This window comes from Streptomyces sp. NPDC045287, from assembly GCF_056432325.1.
In genome coordinates, this window is the sequence record NZ_JBWKJG010000004.1 from 59,163 (window position 1) to 77,478 (window position 18,316).

The window sequence follows — 18,316 nt, forward strand, 5'->3', positions numbered from 1 at the left end:
TGACGGGGCCGCCCCTCCAGTACCGCGAAGGGCGATCCTCCGCGGACTCTCCCCGAAGGGGCGGCTCGCGGGGCCGCTCCCGTGCGGAGGGCCTGACGGCCAGGGTGCCGGCCGCGTCCGTCGTGGGGCGGGCGGCGTCCGTGGACGGCACGCCGTTCGCGTACGAGCGGCGGGGCGCGCGGCGCCGGCGCGGCCGTCGCGGTCGGTTTCCGTCGGGTGCCCCGGAGGCGCCCGACGGGCCTCAGAGGGCGGCGGCGGTCGTGCGGCGGGTGGTCGTGGCGATGGTGGCCGAGCCGACGACGCGGGTGCCGTCGTACAGGACGACCGCCTGGCCCGGCGCGACGCCGCGGACCGGCTCGGTGAAGGAGACGCGCAGCTCGCCCTCGACGAGTTCGGCCGTCACCTCCGTCTCGCCGCCGTGGGCGCGGAGCTGCGCCGTGTACGTGCCGGGGCCCTCGGGGGCGCGGCCGCACCAGCGGGGCTTGACCGCCGTGAGCGCGGTGACGTCCAGCGCCTCGGCGGGGCCGACGGTGACGGTGTTGTCCACCGGCGAGATGTCGAGGACGTAGCGGGGCTTGCCGTCCGGCGCCGGGTGGCCGATGCGCAGGCCCTTGCGCTGGCCGATGGTGAAGCCGTACGCGCCGTCGTGGCTGCCGAGCCGGTTGCCGGACTCGTCGACGATGTCGCCCTCGGCCCTGCCGAGCCGGGAGGCGAGGAAGCCCTGCGTGTCGCCGTCGGCGATGAAGCAGATGTCGTGGCTGTCGGGCTTCTTCGCGACGGCCAGGCCGCGCCGCTCGGCCTCGGCGCGGATCTCGTCCTTGGTGGTGACCGTGTCGCCCAGCGGGAACATGGCGTGGGCGAGCTGGCGCTCGTCGAGGACGCCGAGGACGTACGACTGGTCCTTGGCCGCATCGGAGGCGCGGTGGAGCTCGCGGGTGCCGTCGGCGAGGGTGACGACCTTGGCGTAGTGGCCCGTGCAGACGGCGTCGAAGCCCAGGGCGAGGGCCTTGTCGAGGAGCGCCGCGAACTTGATCTTCTCGTTGCAGCGCAGGCACGGGTTGGGCGTGCGGCCCGCCTCGTACTCGGCGATGAAGTCCTCCACGACGTCCTCGCGGAAACGCTCCGCCAGGTCCCAGACGTAGAAGGGGATGCCGATCACGTCGGCGGCGCGGCGGGCGTCGCGCGAGTCCTCGACGGTGCAGCAGCCGCGGGCGCCGGTGCGGAAGGACTGGGGGTTGGCGGAGAGCGCCAGGTGCACCCCCGTCACGTCGTGGCCCGCCTCGGCGGCGCGGGCGGCGGCGACGGCGGAGTCCACGCCGCCGGACATGGCGGCGAGGACGCGGAGGGGGCGCTGGGAGGTCTCAGTCATAGCCCTACCAGGGTACGGGGCCGCGGGAACCGTCGTCGCGGGAGTAAGCGTTCTCCGTCACATGGGCAGACACATGGGCGGGGAAGAGAACCGGCGGGTGGGGCGGCGCGCCGTGCTGATCGGCGGCGGCGCCGCGGCGGCGGGCGCGGCCGTACTGGGCTGGGACGAGCTGCGGCACCTGTGGTGGCGGCTGCCCGGCACGGAGAAGAGGCGCGTGGAGGGCGAGCTGGACCACGCGGGCGCGGAGTGGACGGCGGCGGCGCGGGCGAACTGGCGGCGGGCGGACCGACCGGACGACTTCGGCATCGACCGGGTGGTGATCCACGTGGTGCAGGGCAGCTACGCGACGGCGCTGCGCGTGTTCAAGAACCCGGGGCACGGCGCGGCGACGCACTACGTGGTGGGCAAGGACGGGCGGGTCGCACAGATGATCCGCGAGCTGGACGTGGCGTTCCACGCGGGGAACCGCGCGATGAACGAGCGGAGCATCGGCATCGAGCACGAGGGGTTCGTGGACCGCCCGCAGGACTTCACGGCGGCGATGTACGCGTCGTCGGCGCGGCTGACGGCGGGCATATGCGCCCGGTACGGCATACCGGTGGACCGGGAGCACATCATCGGCCACGTCGAGGTGGAGGGCACGGACCACACCGACCCGGGGCCGCACTGGGACTGGGACCGGTACATGGAGCTGGTCCGGCGGGCCGCGGCGAACCCGTCGCCGGCCCCGTCCGCGTCGCCCACGGCGGGCGCGGCGCGGGCGGGCCGGCGGGAGGGGGCCGGGGGCGGGCAGGCGGGAGGGGCCTAGCTGAGGCCGGCCGTGCGGGCGCGTTCCACGGCGGGGCCGATCGCCTTGGCGAGGGCCTCGACGTCGGCGCGGGTGGAGGTGTGCCCGAGGGTGAAGCGGAGCGTGCCGCGGGCCAGGTCCGGGTCGGTGCCGGTGGCCAGGAGGACGTGGCTGGGCTGGGCGACCCCGGCGGTGCAGGCGGAGCCGGTGGAGCACTCGATGCCCTGCGCGTCGAGGAGGAGCAGCAGCGAGTCGCCCTCGCAGCCGGGGAAGCTGAAGTGGGCGTTGGCGGGGAGCCGGTCGTGGGGGTCGCCGCCGAGGACGGCGTCCGGGACGGCCGCGCGGACGGCGTCGACGAGTTCGTCGCGCAGGGCTCCGACGTCGCGGGCGAACCGCTCGCGGCGCTCGGTGGCGATCCGCGCGGCGACGGCGAAGGCGGCGACGGCGGGGACGTCGAGGGTGCCGGAGCGGACGTGGCGTTCCTGGCCGCCGCCGTGGAGGACGGGGACGGGGTTGTGGGCGCGGCCGAGGAGCAGCGCGCCGATGCCGTACGGGCCACCGATCTTGTGGCCGGAGAGGGTCATGGCGGCGAGCCCCGATTCGGCGAAGGCGACCGGGACCTGGCCGACGGCCTGGACCGCGTCGGAGTGCAGCGGGACGTCGAACTCGCTCGCCACGGCGGCCAGTTCGTCGATCGGCATGATCGTGCCGATCTCGTTGTTGGCCCACATGACGGTGGCGAGGGCGACGCTGCCGGGGTCGCGGGCGACGGCCTCGCGCAGCGCGTCGGGGTGCACGCGCCCGTACGCGTCGACGGGCAGGTACTCGACGGTGGCGCCCTCGTGCTCGCCGAGCCAGTGGACGGCGTCGAGCACGGCGTGGTGCTCCACGGGGCTGGTGAGGACGCGGACGCGGCGCGGGTCGGCAGCCCGGCGGGACCAGTAGAGGCCCTTGACGGCGAGGTTGTCGGCCTCCGTGCCGCCGGAGGTGAGGACGACCTCGCTGGGGCGTGCCCCGAGCGCCTCGGCGAGCGTTTCGCGGGCCTCCTCGACGGTGCGGCGGGCCCGGCGCCCGGCGGCGTGCAGGGACGAGGCGTTGCCCGTGGCGGCGAGCTGGGCGGTCATCGCCTCGATCGCCTCCGGGAGCATCGGAGTGGTCGCGGCGTGGTCGAGGTAAGCCATGGTGCCCCGATTCTACGAGCCCGGGACGGGCGCCCGGCGGCGGCGTGCCCGGCCGGTCGTTCCCGACGCCTCCGGCGGGCCGTCAGCCGAGGTTCCAGGAGACGGTGCCGTTCACGGTGACGAGGGCGGCGAGCACGGCGAGGTCGGCGATTCCGAGGGCCAGGCCGAGCAGGGCGCGACGGCGGCGCCCGGTGCCGCGCCGCAGGGCGAGGAGGGCGAGGCAGACGGCCGTGGGGCCGAGGAGGAGGTTGAGGAAGAGGAGGCCGACGAGACCGAGGACGAAGGAGGCGACGGCCATGCCGTCGGCGTCCCGGCGCTGCGACACGGCGGCGTCCCGATGCCTTGGCACGGTGGCGTCCCGGTGCGGCGACGCGGCGGCGTCCCGGTGCCCTGGCACGGCGGCGTCCCGGCGCTGCGACACGGCAGTGTCCCGATGCCCTGGCACGGCGGTGTCCTTTACGTCCCTCACACCCCTTGCACCCCCCACGCCCTTCAGCCCCCTTGCACCCCTCACGCCTTCCGCGTCCCCCGCGCCCATCGCGCGCCCTCCCTTCAGTACCGGCGCCGGCGGGCGGAGCGCTCGCGGGCGGCGAAGACGAGCAGCCACACGGCGATGGCGGCGGCGCCGGCGGCCGTGACGGACGGGGGGACGAACGCGGCCGTGCCCATGAGCGTGCCCAACAGGAGCAGGGCGGCGACGAGGAAGAGCATCGTGTTGCCTCTCGTGGAGCTGACACTTGTGCACTGACTGGTCAGTCCAGGTACGCGTACCCCTGGAGGCGCCCGACGAACGGCTGTTTACTGCATGGCATGAGTCACACCAGCGGGGGCACGGGCGTCCGGCAGGCGCGCAAGCAGAGGACCCGCCAGTCGCTGCTGGACGCGGCGCTGGCCCTGCTGGAGGAACAGAGCCTGAGCAGTCTGGGGCTGCGGGAGGTGACCCGCGCGGCGGGGATCGCGCCGACCGCGTTCTACCGGCACTTCCGCGACATGGCGGATCTGGGCGTCGCGCTCGTGGAGGAGTCGCTGGGCAGCCTGCACACGACGGTCCGGGCGAACCTCGCGGCGACCGTGGACAGCGAGCAGCGGATCGCGGGGGCGGTGGAGTTGGTCGCCCGGCTGGTGCGGGAGCACCCGGCGTACGTCCGGTTCCTGGCGCGGGAGCGGCACGGCGGGGTACGGCCGGTGCGGGACGCCATCGGCGGCGAACTCGACCGGTTCGCCGTGGAGGCTGCCGCCGAGTTGGCCCGGCTCCCGGAGGCGTCGCAGTGGCGGCGGGACGACCTGCTGATGCTGGCGCGGCTGTACGTCGACCTCATGGTGACGACCGCGTCCGCGCTCCTGGCGGCCGGGCCGGACGCGGCCGCCAGGGAGCGGGTGGAGGGGGAGGCGCGGCGGCGGCTGCGGCTGGTGGCGCTGGGCAGCCGCCACTGGCTGGACTGACCGGCCGCCCTCCCCCGGGCGCCACACCCCCCGGGGCGCCGCGTCCGGGGTCAGGACCCGCGCGGGGCGCGGGCGAGTTGGCGGGACTGGGCGACCAGGCGGTCGGCGCTGTCCCACACCTCGGCGTCCTCCTCCAGGAAGCCGCCGGCGAGGTTGCGCGTGGTGATCGAGACGCGCAGCGGCCCCGGCGCGGGACGGCAGCGGACGTGCACGGTGAGTTCGACGGTCGGCGTCCAGCCCTTGAGGCCCAGTTCGAAGGCGGTCGGCGGGAGCGCGTCGACGGTCAGGAGGAGGGACAGCGGGTCGGGGTCGCGGCCGTCCGCGAGCCCGAACCAGGCGCGGACCTCGCCCTTGCCGGAGGGGGCGCCGACCGCCCAGCCGATGGTCTCCGGGTCGAGCTTGACGTCGAGGAGCCGCGTGATCTCGGCGGAGCCGGGCAGCGGCGTCGGCGCGTCCGCCGGGCCAAAGCAGTGCTCGTACGGCGGGATGGCGGGCGGCTTGGCGCTGGTGCGCACGTCGTCGGGGAGGGCGTCGAGGTCGCCGTAGGTGGCGAGGACGCGGATCCGCTCGGTCTCGGTGCCGTCCTGCGCGTACTGGAAGAGGGACGCCTGGCCCGTCGAGAGGGTGCGTCCGGCGCGGACGGTCTCGGTGCGGATCACGGCGGGGCCGGGGAGCGAGGGCGCCAGGTAGTGGGCCGACACCGAGAAGGGGTGCGGGTGCGGCAGGGCGTCGCCGAGGGCGCGGCCCAGCAGGGCGAGCAGGTAGCCGCCGTTGACGACACCGAAGATCGTCCAGTCGGCGGAGAGGTCCGTGTCGTAGACGCCCGGCGCGCGGAGGGTCACCGCGGTGTCGCGGTCGAACTGGCTGCTGTCCATGGCCAGAACGGTACAACAGCAAAATACTAAGCGGTAGCTTTGTGTGCGGGTTCCTCGACCGCCGTGGAGCGCCGGTTCCAGGCGCGCGGCGCCCGCCAGCGGTAGCGCAGCGCGAGCAGGCGCAGGGCGAACGCGGAGAGCGCGGCGATGCCGCTGGTGAAGGGGTTCAGCGCCTCGAAGCGGATGAACAGCACGACCATGGTCGAGCCGACGATGGCCGGGACGGCGTACAGGTCGCGGTCCCAGCGCAGCAGCGAGGGGGCCTCGTTCGCCAGGACGTCGCGCAGGACGCCGCCGCCGACGGCGGTCGCCATGCCCAGGACGGCCGACTGCGTCAGGCCGAGCCCGTACTCGTACGCCTTGGTCGTCCCGGCCACGCAGAACAGCCCCAGCCCGGCGGCGTCGAAGACGTTCACCGCCGCCTGGGTGCGCTCGACGACGGGGTGGAGGAAGAAGACCAGCACCGTGGCGACCAGCGGCATGACGAAGTACCCGAGGTCGGTGAAGGCGGCGGGGGGCACCGCTCCGATGACCAGGTCGCGGAAGAGCCCGCCGCCCAGCGCGGTGACCTCGGCGAGGACGGCCATGCCGAAGACGTCGAAGTTCTTCCGCACGGCGAGGAGCGCGCCGGAGATGGCGAAGACGAAGATGCCCGCCAGTTCGAGGGCGTGGAGGACGGAGGGCGTGAACAGGTCCTGGAGCACCGCACTGTTCTACCCCGCGCGCCCCGCCGGCGGTGAACCGCCCCGCGCGGTACGCCACCGGCCCCGTACCGGCCCCGGCCCGTACCGATCCCGGCCCGTACCGGTCCCGGTCCGCGGCGGGGTCCGGTACGGGGCCGTCCGTCGCAAGGTCCAGTACGGGGCCGTCCGCGGCGGGCTACGGCGCCTTCGCGACGCCCTCCGGCGGCTCCGCCGGGGACGGGGCCGCGCCCACGACCGCCTCCACGCCCGTGGGCCGGGTCAGGGGCAGGTCGCCGGACTCGATCTCCGCGGCGAAGTGGCAGGCCACCTTGTGGCCGCCGCCCACGTCCGCCAGCACGGGGCGCTCCTCCCCGCACCGGGGCCGGGCCCAGGGGCAGCGGGTGTGGAAGCGGCAGCCCGTCGGCGGGTTGGCGGGGGACGGCAGGTCGCCGTGGAGGAGGATGCGCTCGCGGCGGTCCTCCACCTCCGGGTCCGGCACGGGGACGGCCGACATCAGGGCCTTGGTGTACGGGTGCTTCGGCGCCGCGTACAGCGCGTCGCTCGGCGCCTCCTCCACCAGGGAGCCCAGGTACATGACGCCGATGACGTCCGAGATGTGCCGGACGACGGCCAGGTCGTGGGCGATCACCAGGTAGGTGAGGCCCAACTGCTCCTGGAGCTCCTCCAGCAGGTTGATGACCTGGGCCTGGATCGACACGTCCAGGGCCGACACCGGCTCGTCGCAGATGATGACGTCCGGCTCCAGCACCAGCGCCCGGGCGATGCCGATGCGCTGGCGCTGGCCGCCGGAGAACTCGTGCGGGTACCGCGACAGGGCGTTCGCCGGGAGGCCGACCCGCTGCAGGATCGCCTTGATCTTCTCGCGGCGCTCCTCCTGGTTCGCCCCGATGCCGTGCGCGAGCATGCCCTCGGAGAGGATCGACTCGATGTTCTGGCGCGGGTTCAGGCTGCCCAGCGGGTCCTGGAAGACCATCTGGAGGCGGCGGCGGAACTTCCGCATCTCCTCCTCGGGCAGCTTCGCCAGGTCGGTGCCGTCGAAGACGACCTCGCCGTCCGTGACGTCGACCAGCCGCAGGACCGCCCGGCCCAGCGTCGTCTTGCCGCAGCCGGACTCGCCGACCAGGCCGTACGTCTGCCCTGCCTCGACCTTCAGCGAGACGCCGTCGACGGCGTACACGTGGCCGACCGTGCGGTCGAAGAGGAGGCCCTTCTTGACGGGGAAGTGGACCTTCACACCGTCCAGTTCGAGCAGGCTCATGCCGGTACCTCCTCAGCCGGTGCGTCGGGCAGGACGGGGTTGACGCAGCGCACCCGGTGGCCCTCGGCGCGCGGCTCGGTCAGCAGGGGCGTGCCGGTGAGGCACTCCAGGGTGTAGAAGTCGCAGCGCGGCGCGAACGCGCAGCCGTCCGCCCAGGCGATCTTGTCGTTGATGGAGCCGCGGATCGGGTTGAGCGGCTCCCCCCGGGGGGCGTCCAGGCGCGGGATGGAGCCGAGGAGCCCGTGCGCGTACGGGTGCGTCGGGTGGGCGAACAGCTCGCGACGGCCCGCCGACTCCACCGCCTTCCCCGCGTACAACACGTTCACCTGGTCGCACAGCCCGGCGACGACCCCCAGGTCGTGGGTGATCATCAGCAGGGCGGTGCCCTCCTCGTCCACGAGTTCCTTCAGCAGCTCCAGGATCTGCGCCTGGATCGTCACGTCGAGCGCGGTCGTCGGCTCGTCGGCGATCAGCAGCCGGGGCGCGCACGCCACGGCCATGGCGATGAGGGCGCGCTGCCGCATGCCGCCGGAGAGCTGGTGCGGGTACTCCTTGAGCCGCCGCCGCGGATCGGGGATGCCGACCCGGTCGAGCAGGTGCGCGGCCTCCTTGCGGGCGGCCTCGCCCTTCAGGCCCCGGTGCCGCTGGAGGATCTCGGTGACCTGCACGCCGATCGGGATGACCGGGTTCAGCGAGGACAGCGGGTCCTGGAAGATCATCGCGAGCTTGCTGCCGCGCATGTCCCGGATCTTCTTCGGGCCCATGGCGAGCAGGTCCTCGCCGTCGAACACGGCGCGCCCGCCGACGGTGACGCCCTTGCGCGGGAGGAGGCCCATCAGGGCGAGGGAGGTCACGGACTTGCCGCAGCCGGACTCGCCGACCAGGCCGACCACCTGGCCCTGGTCGACGGTGAAGGAGACCCCGTCGACCGCCCGGGAGGGGGTGCGTCCGCGTCCGCCGAAGGTGACGGTGAGTTCGTCCACAGAGAGCAGTGGCATGGCAGATCAGCCTCGCAGCTTCGGGTCGAGGGCTTCGCGCATGGCCTCGCCGAGCAGGGTGAAGCCGAGGGCGGTGATGATGATCCCGACCGCCGGGTAGACGGCCATCATCGGCGCGTTGTCGAAGAACCGCTGCGCCTGGGAGAGCATCACGCCCCACTCGGGGACGGCCGGGTCGGGGTTGCCGAGGCCCAGGTAGGACAGGGCGGCGGCCTCGATGATCGCGGTGGCGAGGCTGAGGGTCGCCTGGACGATCACGGGGCTGAGCGAGTTCGGCAGGATCTGCGTGAGGACGATCCGCTTCCGGCGCACGCCGAGGGCCTTGGCCGCCAGGACGTAGTCGGAGCCGCCCTGGGCGAGCATCGAGCCGCGCAGCAGCCGGGCGAAGACCGGGATCTGGACGACGCCGACGGCGATCATCACGGTGGTCAGGGACTGGCCCATGACGGCCGCGACGGAGACGGCGAGCAGCAGCGACGGCAGCGACAGCAGGATGTCGATGAAGCGCATGACGACCGTGTCGACCCGGCGGCCCGCCTTGCCGCCGAGGGTGGCGGCGGCACCGGACAGCATGCCGATCAGGGCGCCGACGACCAGGCCGATGAGCATCGACACGACACCGACGAGGAGCGTCTGGCGGGCGCCGACGAGCATCCGGGAGAAGATGTCGCGGCCCAGGTGGTCCAGGCCGAACCAGTTCTCCCCGCGGGCTCCGACGAACCTGCCCTGGTTGGGGAAGACCTCCCCGCGCCAGGACTGCGCGGTCGGGGCGTGCGGCGCGAGCCACGGGCCCACGACGGCGACGACGACGAAGAGGGCGATGATCGCGGCGCCGATGACGGCCATCTTGCTGGACTTGAGGCGGCGGAACGCCTCGCGCCACAGGCTGGCGCCGGTCGTCGTCTCGTTCGCCTGGGTGAGTTCCGCGAGGCGGTCGATCTTGTCCGTCTTGGTGGACACGTCAGTTCACCCGCACTCTCGGGTCGATGAGGCTGTACGCCAGGTCCACCAGCAGGTTGATGACGACGTACACCATCGCGATGAACATGATGAAGCCGACGAGCACCGGGTAGTCGCGGGCGTCGATCGCGTCCTTGATGAAGGAGCCGATGCCGCCGAAGGCGAAGACGGACTCGGTGAGGACCGCGCCCGACAGGAGGGAGCCGGTGAGCAGGCCGACCGCGGTCACCACCGGCAGCAGCGCGTTGCGCAGCACGTGGCGGACGCGGACGGTGTTCTTCTCCAGGCCCTTGGACTCGGCGGTGCGGACGTAGTCCTCGCCGAGGACCTCCAGGACGCTGGCGCGGGTCATCCGGACGATGACGGCGAGCGGGATGGAGGCGAGGGTGACGGCCGGCAGCGTCAGGTGGACCAGCGCGTCCCACGTCGCGTCGAACTCGCCGGTGAGGAGGCCGTCGAGGACGGCGAAGCCGGTGACCTCGGTGGCGTCGAGACCGGTCGACAGCCTCCCGTAGCTGGGGAAGAGGCCGAGGTTGACGGCGAAGATCCCCTTCAGGATGAGGGCGAGGAAGAAGACCGGGACGCAGATGCCGACCAGCGAGCCGGAGACGGAGGCCACGTCCAGCCAGCCGCCGCGGCGCCTGGCCGCGAGGTAGCCGAGCGGGATGCCGACGACGACGGCGATGAGCATCGCCGCGAGGCTCAGCTCCACGGTGGCCGGGAAGCGCAGGGCGAACTCGTCCCACACCGGCTGGCCGGTCTTGGTCGAGGTGCCCAGGTCGAGCTGGACGACACGCTTGAGGAAGCGGCCGTACTGCACCCAGACCGGCTGGTCGAGGCCCAGGGCCCGGTTGATCCGCGCCACTTCGGTGGGTGTCGCCCGTTCGCCCAGGATCGCCGAGGCGGGTCCGCCGGGCAGCCGGTTCAGCCAGAGGAAGAGGAGAACCGACAGGCCGAGCAGGGTGGGTATGAGCTGTAGCAGTCTTCGTACGACGAGTCGCAGCACCCCGCATGCCCCTTTCTTGCGTGTACGTCAGAAGCGGGTCCGCCCGGCCACGCAGTGCTGTGGCCGGGCGGACCCCGCGTGCGGATGCGGTTACTTGAAGGAGACCTCGGAGAAGTACTCCTGCGTCAGCGGGGAGACCTTCGGCGGGTTGACGTCCTTGGCGAACGCGATCGCCGGCGGGGAGGAGGAGATCGGGAGGCCCGGCAGGTACTCCATGATCGCCTCGTTGGCCTTCTTGTACGCCCCGACGCGCTGGGCCGGGTCGCCCACCTTGGAGCCCGCGTTCACCGCGTCGAAGACCTTGGCCTCCTTGAAGCCCCACTGCTTGTCGTACTTGGCGAACCAGGTGCCGATGAAGTTGTAGCCGTCGTTGAAGTCACCGGTCCAGCCGAGCATGTGCAGGGCGCAGGCGCCCGCCTCGGTGGCGTCCACGTAGTCCGGGGCCCACTTCAGGGGCTTCGGGGTGACGGTGATGCCGGCCTTCTCCAGGTCGGCCTTCATCAGCTCGAACATGTCCTGCGGGGCCGGCATGTAGGGCCGGGTGACCTCGGTCGGGTAGCAGAACTCGACCTTCAGCTTGGACTCGCCGGCGGCGGCCAGCAGCTGCTTGGCCTTGTTGGTGTCGTGCGAGTACGTCTTCACCTTGTCGGACCAGCCGGCGACCGTGTCGGGCATGAACTGCGTGGCGACCTTGCCGCCCTCGGGCAGCTGGGTCTTGACCAGGTTCTCCCGGTCGATGGCGTGCGCGATGGCCTGGCGGACCTCGAGCTTCTTCAGCGCCGGGTTCTTCTCCTGGGTCATGCCCACGTAGAAGAGGTTGAAGACGTCACGCGTCGGCACCTGGAAGCCGCCCTGCTCCAGGGTCTTCACGTCGGCGGGCGACACGAAGTCGTAGCCGTGGACGTCGCCGGCCTGCAGGGCCTGGCGGCGGCCCTCCTCGGTGGCGATCGTGCGGAAGACCAGGTTCTTCACCTTGGCCTTCTCGCCCCAGTAGTCGTCGAAGCGCTCAAGGGTGACTTCCTTGTTGCCCTTGTTCCACTTCACGATCTTGTACGGGCCGGTGCCGGCGACCGTGCCGGCCTCCTGGCTGTACTTGGGGTACGTGATGGCGTCGCCCTTGCCGCTCACGGCCTGCTTCGCGTACTCCTTGATCGCCTTCGGCGAGTGGATCGCCAGCGCCTGGAGGGAGAAGCCGCCCGGCAGGTTGGCGGAGGGCTCGTGGACCTCGATGACGGCCGTGTTCTCGTCCTTGGCGGTGCAGGACTTGTAGTTGGCCTTGGGGGTTTCCTTGTCCTCGTTCTTGGCGAAGCCGCCCATGATCTTCTGCCAGTAGTACGAGACCGCGCTGGTCTGGTAGGTGCCCTTCCAGTTGAACCAGTGGTCGTAGTTGGCACAGACGGCGGCCGCGTTGAACGGCTCGCCGTCGTGGAACTTCACCCCCTTGCGGAGGTTGAACGTCCACACCGTGCCGGCGTCGTTGCCGGACCACGACTCGGCGAGGCCGCCGACGAGCTTGGTGCCGCCCGACTCGTGCTCCAGCAGCGCCTCGAAGGCCTGGCGGGTCACGCGGAACGTTTCGCCGTCGCTGGCGAGGGCCGGGTCGAGCGACCCCGGGTCACCGGCGCCGGCGAACACGAACGTGTCCTTGTCGCCGCCCTTGTCGCCGTCCTTGCCGCGTTCGCTGGCGCAGCCCGTCGCGATCATTCCGACGGCGAGCGCCGCGGTGACCGCCCGGACCGCACGGGACTTGAGTATGCGCATGGGCCACCCCTGGTCTGGCCTAGTGAATGAGGTCTTGACCGGCCGAACACTACCCACGGGCGGCATCCCGGAGAACAGTCCGGATAGCGGTGATACCTAGTCGAGACCCGGACAGTCACCAAACCGTCCCCATCCCGGACAAGCCCCCTGTCGGAGTTAACACCCCCGTCACACGGGGGAGTTCGGCGGGAGCCGCCGGACGGCAGCTCAGCCCTGCTGCGGGTAGCCGTAGGCGGCGGTCCCGCGCCGCGGCGGGGGGAGGTGGGCCTCGCGGTCGTAGAAGGGGCGGGCGTTGGCGCGCAGCCACATCGCGACCGGGTCGTACCCGTCGGACATGGCGACCGTCGACACGGGCAGCCCGTCCGGGACGGCCGCGACGGACTGCTGCATCATCGCGCGGACCGCGTCGACGGACGCCTGGCCCGTGTCGTAGAGGTCGAGGCCGATGGCGAGGTACGGCGTGCCGAGGGCCGGCTGCACCCAGGCGCGGCGCAGGGAGCGGACGGCGGGGGTGCGGTGGGCGTTCTGGGTGAGCAGGGCGTAGAACTGCGGCAGCTCGATGGCGGGCTCGGAGAGCCGGAGCGGGCCGGCGGGCATGCGGTCCAGGCCGGTGGCGATCCGGCGCAGGTCGGGCCAGGGGATGCCGACGCCGCCGCCGGGGGCGTGCGGGTTGAGCCAGATGCCCCACCGGTCGGGGTAGAGGGCGCGGGCCACGTCGCGGACGGCGACGACCTCGTGGGCGCGGTTCCAGCCGGAGGCGGCGAGCTCCTGGGCGGAGGTGACGCACGGGGCGTAGCCGAGGCCGTCGACCTCCATGTTCCCGTACTGGGCGTCGGGGGAGCCGGCCTGGCCGTGCCAGAGCAGCATCCACACCTGGCTCCCGGCGAGGGCGTGGAGCAGCGCCTCGTAGGCGTCGTAGCGCCCGGGGGAGACCTGCCGCAGCATGTGCTCGACCTCTCCGTGAGGTCCCGGCTGCGCTCCACCAGGGGACGCCCCACTGCCCGCCGCGGTGCCTGACGCGCTCACCTGATCCCGCCCCTCGTTCGCAGACTTCCGGTCCAGCTTAAGGGCGCGCCCGGTCAGGAGCCGTGTTCGCGGCGGTAGAAGGGGCGCACCTTCTCGAGCATCCAGTCGCCGACGGGGTCCCGGGCGACGTCGAGGAGGACCAGGTTGACCGGCCACGGCACGGGGACGGCGCCCAGGGCCCGGCCGAGGGCGTCCATGGGGGCGGCGCGGTCGGCGTCCTCCCAGGAGGAGAGCTGGACGCCGACGAAGAGGGTGGGCGGCTCGCCCTCGATGCTGGCCAGGGCGCGCCGGGCGGTGAGGACCACCCCGGTCGCGCCGAACTCGGCGCTCGCGGCGGAGAGGAAGTCGACGGGGTCGTCCTGCCAGTCCGGCTCGAACAGCCGGACGCGGGCGCCGGAGGCCGGCCCTTCGAGGGGGCCGCGACCGGTGCGGCACAGCTCGGCGACGGCGGGCGGCGGGAGGGGCGCGCCGACGGTGCCGCCGGGGTTGAGGGCGAGGCCGAGCTGCGGCGGCAGGCCGCGGGCGAACTCGACGGCGGGGGCGACGGCGTACGCCATGTGGCCGCCGGCGCAGGCGCGGAACTGGCTCTCGGAGGTGAACACCGGGACGTACGGCAGGCCGTCGAGCTCCAGCGTGGGCAGGTCGAGGCCGGGGGCGCCGGGGCCGGCGCCGTCCGGGGAGCCGCCCCTGGGCAGGGGCACCCAGACGAGGCTGCGGCCGAGGACCTCGACGATGCGGGCGCCGGAGGCGCTCTGGCCGAGGGAGGCGGACAGGACCTCCTCCAGTTCGTTGGAGGGCCATGCGGTGTCGACTGCGGCGGGTGCGGTGTCCACGGTGTCCCCTGCGTCCTTCCCCGGTTCTTCCGGTGCGTGCCGCAGCACCCTAGCGCGGGCGGGGGACGGGCCGGCGCCGGCGGATCAGAGGAAGCGGATGCGGGCCAGGGCCGTGGCCGCCGCGCGGTCGAGGAGGACGGCGGAGCCGCAGCCGCCGGGCAGGACGCCCCGCTCGGCGTCGCGGACGAGCCGGCCGACGGCTCTGCGGTGCCGGGCGAAGGCGTACGCGGAGACGCCCCTCCCCCGCTCCCGCTGGCCCTCGCGGGCGGTGTCGGGGTCGACGTCGAGGAGCAGCAGGTGCAGCGTGCCGCCCCGGCGGCGGGCCTCGCGGGCGAGCCAGCGGCGCACCCAGGACTGCGTGCCGCAGTCGTGGACGACGACGCCGTGGCCGGAGCGCAGCCGGGCCCGCAGGCCGGCGTAGTGGGCGGCGCGGACGAGGGGCCGGTAGAGGGCGTACGGCAGGAGGCGCGGCACGCGGCCCTCCCAGCGCTCGCGGGTGTCCTGGGAGTCGACGGCGCGGCCGGGGGCGATCCGCCGGATGAGAGTGGACTTGCCGCTGCCGGGCAGACCGGAGACGACGACCACGTCGGCCTCGGCGAAGGCCAGCTCGCGCGGGACCCGCCCGCCGCGGGCGCGGAGGTCGCGCAGGACCGGGAGCGCGGCCGTGCGGGCGGGCAGCGCCGGCGGCGCCGGCACCCCCGCGGTCGTGGCGTACGCGCCGGACCGCTGCGACATCATGGCCCCTCCCGAGCTCGGCTCCCCCCAGCCTGCCCAAGAAGTGTAAAGAAACAGTAATGGGACACAAGCGATTTGCCGACAAGCCGAGGTTTTCCTCTCCGGGCCCCCGTGCAATGATGTGCGCGCCGACAACCGCATACAGGCCGCTCGAATCCGTGCGGGAGAGTCCCGGGCCGGCGACGGCCCGGGCGCCGAAGGAGCAAGTCCCTCCCTTGAATCTCTCAGGCCCCGCACCGCACGGATGAGGCAGATCTGAAAAGCGAGCCGCTCCCCGCACCGCCGGGGCGGGCTCCACCCAAGGTGCAAGCCGCGCCCCCGGAAGGGGTCACGGCGAACCTCTCAGGTTCCGATGACAGATGGGGAGGACCGTCCTCGCCACCCATGCCCCGGACCTGGGAGCCCTTCCATGAGCACTTCCCCCCGCCGCACGGCCCTCGATGCGCTGCATCGCGCGCTGGGCGCCACCATGACCGACTTCGCCGGCTGGGACATGCCGCTGCGGTACGGCAGCGAGCGCGACGAGCACACCGCCGTCCGCACCCGGGCCGGTCTGTTCGACCTCTCCCACATGGGTGAGATCACCGTCACCGGCGCGCAGGCGGCGGACCTCCTCGACTACGCCCTGGTCGGCGACATCGGCGGTGTCGGCGTGGGCCGCGCCCGCTACACGATGATCTGCCGGGAGGACGGCGGCATCCTCGACGACCTGATCGTGTACCGGCTCCAGGAGCACACGTACATGGTCGTCGCCAACGCCTCCAACGCCCAGGTGGTGCTGGACGCGCTGACCGGGCGCGCGGCCGGCTTCGACGCCGAGGTCCGCGACGACCGCGACGCGTACGCGCTGATCGCCGTCCAGGGCCCGGAGTCCCCCGGCGTCCTGAAGTCGCTCACCGACGCGGACCTGGACGGCCTGAAGTACTACGCGGGCCTGCCCGGCACGGTCGCCGGCGTCCCGGCGCTGATCGCCCGGACCGGCTACACCGGCGAGGACGGCTTCGAGCTGTTCGTGGCGCCCGAGCACGCCGAGGGGCTGTGGAAGGCGCTGACCGGGGCGGGCGAGGGCGTCGGGCTGATCCCGTGCGGCCTGTCCTGCCGGGACACGCTGCGCCTGGAGGCGGGCATGCCGCTGTACGGGCACGAGCTGACGACCGGGCTGACCCCCTTCGACGCGGGTCTGGGTCGGGTCGTGAAGTTCGAGAAGGCCGGCGACTTCGTGGGCCGCGCCGCGCTGGAGGAGGCCGCCGCGCGCGCCGCGACCGCGCCGCCGCGCAAGCTGGTCGGCCTGGTCGCCGAGGGCCGCCGCGTGCCGCGCGCCGGGATGGCCGTGGTCGCCGACGGCCGGGTGGTCGGCGAGGTCACCTCGGGCGCCCCGTCGCCGACCCTGGGCAAGCCGATCGCCATGGCGTACGTGGACGCGGAGCACGCCGCGCCGGGCACGCCCGGCGTGGGCGTCGACGTCCGCGGCACCCACGAGCCGTACGAAGTCGTGGCGCTGCCGTTCTACAAGCGTCGGAAGTGACACGCTCGCGAGCGGTCCGCCCGCGGCGCCGGACGTGATCCCGCACACCCCTCCCCCGTTCACCACCACGCACGCCCGTACAGGAGAATTCAGACCATGAGCAACCCCCAGCAGCTGCGCTACAGCAAGGAGCACGAGTGGCTGTCGCCCGCCGAGGACGGCGTCGCGACGGTCGGCATCACGGAGCACGCGGCGAACGCCCTGGGCGACGTCGTGTACGTCCAGCTTCCGGAGGTCGGCGCCACCGTCACCGCGGGCGAGACCTGCGGCGAGCTGGAGTCCACCAAGTCCGTCAGCGACCTGTACTCGCCGGTCACCGGCGAGGTCGTCGAGGCGAACCAGGCGGTCGTGGACGACCCCTCCCTGGTGAACAGCGCGCCGTTCGAGGACGGCTGGCTGTTCAAGGTGCGCGTCGCCCAGGAGCCGGAGGACCTGCTCTCCGCCGACGAGTACACCGAGTTCGCCGGCTGACCAGCCCGACACCCACACCCGTAGGGACCGCGTGATGTCGCTTCTGAACACCCCCCTCCACGAGCTGGACCCGGACGTCGCCGCCGCCGTCGACGCCGAGCTCCGCCGCCAGCAGAACACCCTGGAGATGATCGCCTCGGAGAACTTCGCTCCGGTCGCGGTCATGGAGGCCCAGGGCTCCGTCCTCACCAACAAGTACGCCGAGGGCTACCCCGGCCGCCGGTACTACGGCGGCTGCGAGCACGTCGACGTGGTCGAGCAGATCGCCATCGACCGCATCAAGGCGCTGTTCGGTGCCGAGCACGCCAACGTGCAGCCGCACTCCGGCGCGCAGGCCAACGCCGCGGCGATGTTCGCCCTGCTGCAGCCGGGTGACACGATCATGGGTCTGAACCTCGCCCACGGCGGGCACCTGACCCACGGCATGAAGATCAACTTCTCCGGCAAGCTCTACAACGTCGTCGCGTACCACGTCGACGACGCGACGGGCCAGGTCGACATGGCCGAGGTCGAGCGCCTCGCCAAGGAGTCCAAGCCGAAGCTGATCGTCGCCGGCTGGTCCGCGTACCCGCGCCAGCTCGACTTCGCGGCGTTCCGCCGGATCGCCGACGAGGTCGGCGCCTACCTGATGGTCGACATGGCCCACTTCGCGGGCCTCGTCGCGGCCGGGCTCCACCCGAACCCGGTGCCGCACGCCCACGTGGTCACCACGACCACCCACAAGACGCTGGGCGGCCCGCGCGGCGGCGTCATCCTGTCGACCGCCGAGCTCGCCAAGAAGATCAACTCCGCGGTCTTCCCCGGTCAGCAGGGCGGCCCGCTGGAGCACGTCATCGCGGCGAAGGCGGTCTCCTTCAAGGTCGCGGCCAGCGAGGAGTTCAAGGAGCGCCAGCAGCGCACCCTGGAGGGCGCGAAGATCCTCGCGGAGCGCCTGGTCCGCGCCGACGTCGCCGAGGCGGGCGTCTCCGTCCTGTCCGGCGGCACGGACGTGCACCTCGTCCTGGTCGACCTGCGCAACAGCGAGCTCGACGGCCAGCAGGCCGAGGACCGCCTCCACGGGATCGGCATCACGGTCAACCGGAACGCCATCCCGAACGACCCGCGGCCCCCGATGGTCACCTCGGGCCTGCGCATCGGCACCCCGGCGCTGGCCACGCGGGGCTTCGGGACCGAGGACTTCACCGAGGTCGCCGACATCATCGCCGAGGCGCTGAAGCCGTCGTACGACGCGGAGGCGCTGAAGGCCCGGGTCACGGCCCTCGCGGCCAAGCACCCGCTTTACCCCGGCCTGTAGGCATACCCGGCGCCCTGTCGGCGTTAGGTACGTTACAGACCACATTGCGGGGCACCGCGCACACTGGAGACGAGTGGGTGCGGTGCCCCG

Annotated in this window: 19 protein-coding genes and 1 riboswitch; of the genes, 5 read left to right on the forward strand and 14 right to left on the reverse strand. The window is 73.0% G+C overall.

The window, feature by feature from the left end; translation table 11 throughout:
• Positions 1-241 precede the first annotated feature (241 nt).
• Positions 242-1,369, reverse strand: coding sequence for a tRNA 2-thiouridine(34) synthase MnmA (gene mnmA / locus AC07D6_RS08570; RefSeq protein ID WP_315875522.1), 1,128 nt, complete (start codon positions 1,367-1,369; stop codon positions 242-244).
• 73 nt (positions 1,370-1,442) lie between these two features.
• Between mnmA and AC07D6_RS08575 the strand changes: the two genes are divergently transcribed.
• Positions 1,443-2,177 carry an N-acetylmuramoyl-L-alanine amidase gene (locus tag AC07D6_RS08575; protein WP_479043025.1) on the forward strand — a complete coding sequence of 245 codons (735 nt, stop codon included), beginning with the start codon at positions 1,443-1,445 and terminating at the stop codon, positions 2,175-2,177.
• On the opposite strand, the gene AC07D6_RS08580 is transcribed toward AC07D6_RS08575, so the two are convergent.
• The 3 genes from AC07D6_RS08580 to AC07D6_RS08590 form a co-directional block, all read right to left on the reverse strand.
• The gene (locus AC07D6_RS08580) at positions 2,174-3,337 is read right to left on the reverse strand and encodes a cysteine desulfurase family protein (RefSeq protein ID WP_315875524.1); all 1,164 of its coding nucleotides are present in this window, start codon (positions 3,335-3,337) and stop codon (positions 2,174-2,176) included. The genes AC07D6_RS08575 and AC07D6_RS08580 overlap by 4 nt on opposite strands.
• Before the next feature lie 82 nt (positions 3,338-3,419).
• Positions 3,420-3,782, reverse strand: a complete 363-nt coding sequence (locus tag AC07D6_RS08585; RefSeq protein ID WP_479043027.1) for a hypothetical protein — start codon at positions 3,780-3,782, stop codon at positions 3,420-3,422.
• Between the two features lie 107 nt (positions 3,783-3,889).
• Positions 3,890-4,048 carry a hypothetical protein gene (locus AC07D6_RS08590; RefSeq protein ID WP_315875525.1) on the reverse strand — a complete coding sequence of 53 codons (159 nt, stop codon included), beginning with the start codon at positions 4,046-4,048 and terminating at the stop codon, positions 3,890-3,892.
• Between the two features lie 99 nt (positions 4,049-4,147).
• Here AC07D6_RS08590 and AC07D6_RS08595 point away from each other — a divergent pair, with 99 nt between their 5' ends.
• Positions 4,148-4,780, forward strand: coding sequence for a TetR family transcriptional regulator (locus AC07D6_RS08595; protein WP_479043028.1), 633 nt, complete (start codon positions 4,148-4,150; stop codon positions 4,778-4,780).
• A gap of 50 nt (positions 4,781-4,830) precedes the next feature.
• Here AC07D6_RS08595 and AC07D6_RS08600 read toward each other — a convergent pair whose 3' ends face one another.
• The 10 genes from AC07D6_RS08600 to AC07D6_RS08645 all read right to left on the reverse strand — a co-directional run bounded on the left by AC07D6_RS08600 (position 4,831) and on the right by AC07D6_RS08645 (position 14,939).
• Positions 4,831-5,655, reverse strand: a complete 825-nt coding sequence (locus tag AC07D6_RS08600; protein ID WP_479043030.1) for a thioesterase family protein — start codon at positions 5,653-5,655, stop codon at positions 4,831-4,833.
• Positions 5,656-5,681: 26 nt separating this feature from the next.
• Entirely contained in the window at positions 5,682-6,359 is a 678-nt protein-coding gene (locus AC07D6_RS08605) for a trimeric intracellular cation channel family protein (RefSeq protein WP_479043031.1), read from the reverse strand.
• A 175-nt stretch (positions 6,360-6,534) separates the two neighbouring features.
• Entirely contained in the window at positions 6,535-7,617 is a 1,083-nt protein-coding gene (locus AC07D6_RS08610; RefSeq protein WP_315875529.1) for an ABC transporter ATP-binding protein, read from the reverse strand.
• The gene (locus AC07D6_RS08615) at positions 7,614-8,615 is read right to left on the reverse strand and encodes an ABC transporter ATP-binding protein (protein WP_315875530.1); all 1,002 of its coding nucleotides are present in this window, start codon (positions 8,613-8,615) and stop codon (positions 7,614-7,616) included. Before AC07D6_RS08615 ends, AC07D6_RS08610 begins: the two co-directional genes overlap by 4 nt.
• A gap of 6 nt (positions 8,616-8,621) precedes the next feature.
• Positions 8,622-9,575: an ABC transporter permease gene (locus AC07D6_RS08620; RefSeq protein WP_315875531.1), complete on the reverse strand. Its 954-nt coding sequence runs from the start codon at positions 9,573-9,575 to the stop codon at positions 8,622-8,624.
• 1 nt (position 9,576) lies between these two features.
• Positions 9,577-10,581 (reverse strand): ABC transporter permease, encoded by a 1,005-nt coding sequence (locus tag AC07D6_RS08625; protein WP_315875532.1) that lies wholly within the window; start codon positions 10,579-10,581, stop codon positions 9,577-9,579.
• A 90-nt stretch (positions 10,582-10,671) separates the two neighbouring features.
• Complete coding sequence (locus AC07D6_RS08630; RefSeq protein WP_479043033.1) at positions 10,672-12,342, reverse strand: ABC transporter substrate-binding protein; 1,671 nt, start codon at positions 12,340-12,342, stop codon at positions 10,672-10,674.
• A 207-nt stretch (positions 12,343-12,549) separates the two neighbouring features.
• A complete protein-coding gene (locus AC07D6_RS08635) occupies positions 12,550-13,368 on the reverse strand; it encodes an enhanced serine sensitivity protein SseB C-terminal domain-containing protein (RefSeq protein WP_479043034.1) in 819 nt (272 codons plus the stop codon).
• Positions 13,369-13,421: 53 nt separating this feature from the next.
• Complete coding sequence (locus AC07D6_RS08640) at positions 13,422-14,201, reverse strand: enhanced serine sensitivity protein SseB (RefSeq protein ID WP_479043036.1); 780 nt, start codon at positions 14,199-14,201, stop codon at positions 13,422-13,424.
• An 84-nt stretch (positions 14,202-14,285) separates the two neighbouring features.
• Positions 14,286-14,939: an AAA family ATPase gene (locus AC07D6_RS08645; protein WP_315875536.1), complete on the reverse strand. Its 654-nt coding sequence runs from the start codon at positions 14,937-14,939 to the stop codon at positions 14,286-14,288.
• A gap of 148 nt (positions 14,940-15,087) precedes the next feature.
• A riboswitch (glycine riboswitch) is annotated at positions 15,088-15,185 on the forward strand.
• Between the two features lie 160 nt (positions 15,186-15,345).
• On the opposite strand from AC07D6_RS08645, the gene gcvT reads away from it, so the two are divergent.
• The 3 genes from gcvT to glyA all read left to right on the forward strand — a co-directional run bounded on the left by gcvT (position 15,346) and on the right by glyA (position 18,226).
• Positions 15,346-16,461 (forward strand): glycine cleavage system aminomethyltransferase GcvT, encoded by a 1,116-nt coding sequence (gene gcvT, locus AC07D6_RS08650; RefSeq protein ID WP_479043037.1) that lies wholly within the window; start codon positions 15,346-15,348, stop codon positions 16,459-16,461.
• A 96-nt stretch (positions 16,462-16,557) separates the two neighbouring features.
• Entirely contained in the window at positions 16,558-16,932 is a 375-nt protein-coding gene (gcvH, locus tag AC07D6_RS08655) for a glycine cleavage system protein GcvH (RefSeq protein WP_315875538.1), read from the forward strand.
• A gap of 34 nt (positions 16,933-16,966) precedes the next feature.
• The gene (glyA, locus tag AC07D6_RS08660; protein WP_315875539.1) at positions 16,967-18,226 is read left to right on the forward strand and encodes a serine hydroxymethyltransferase; all 1,260 of its coding nucleotides are present in this window, start codon (positions 16,967-16,969) and stop codon (positions 18,224-18,226) included.
• Positions 18,227-18,316: the final 90 nt, after the last annotated feature.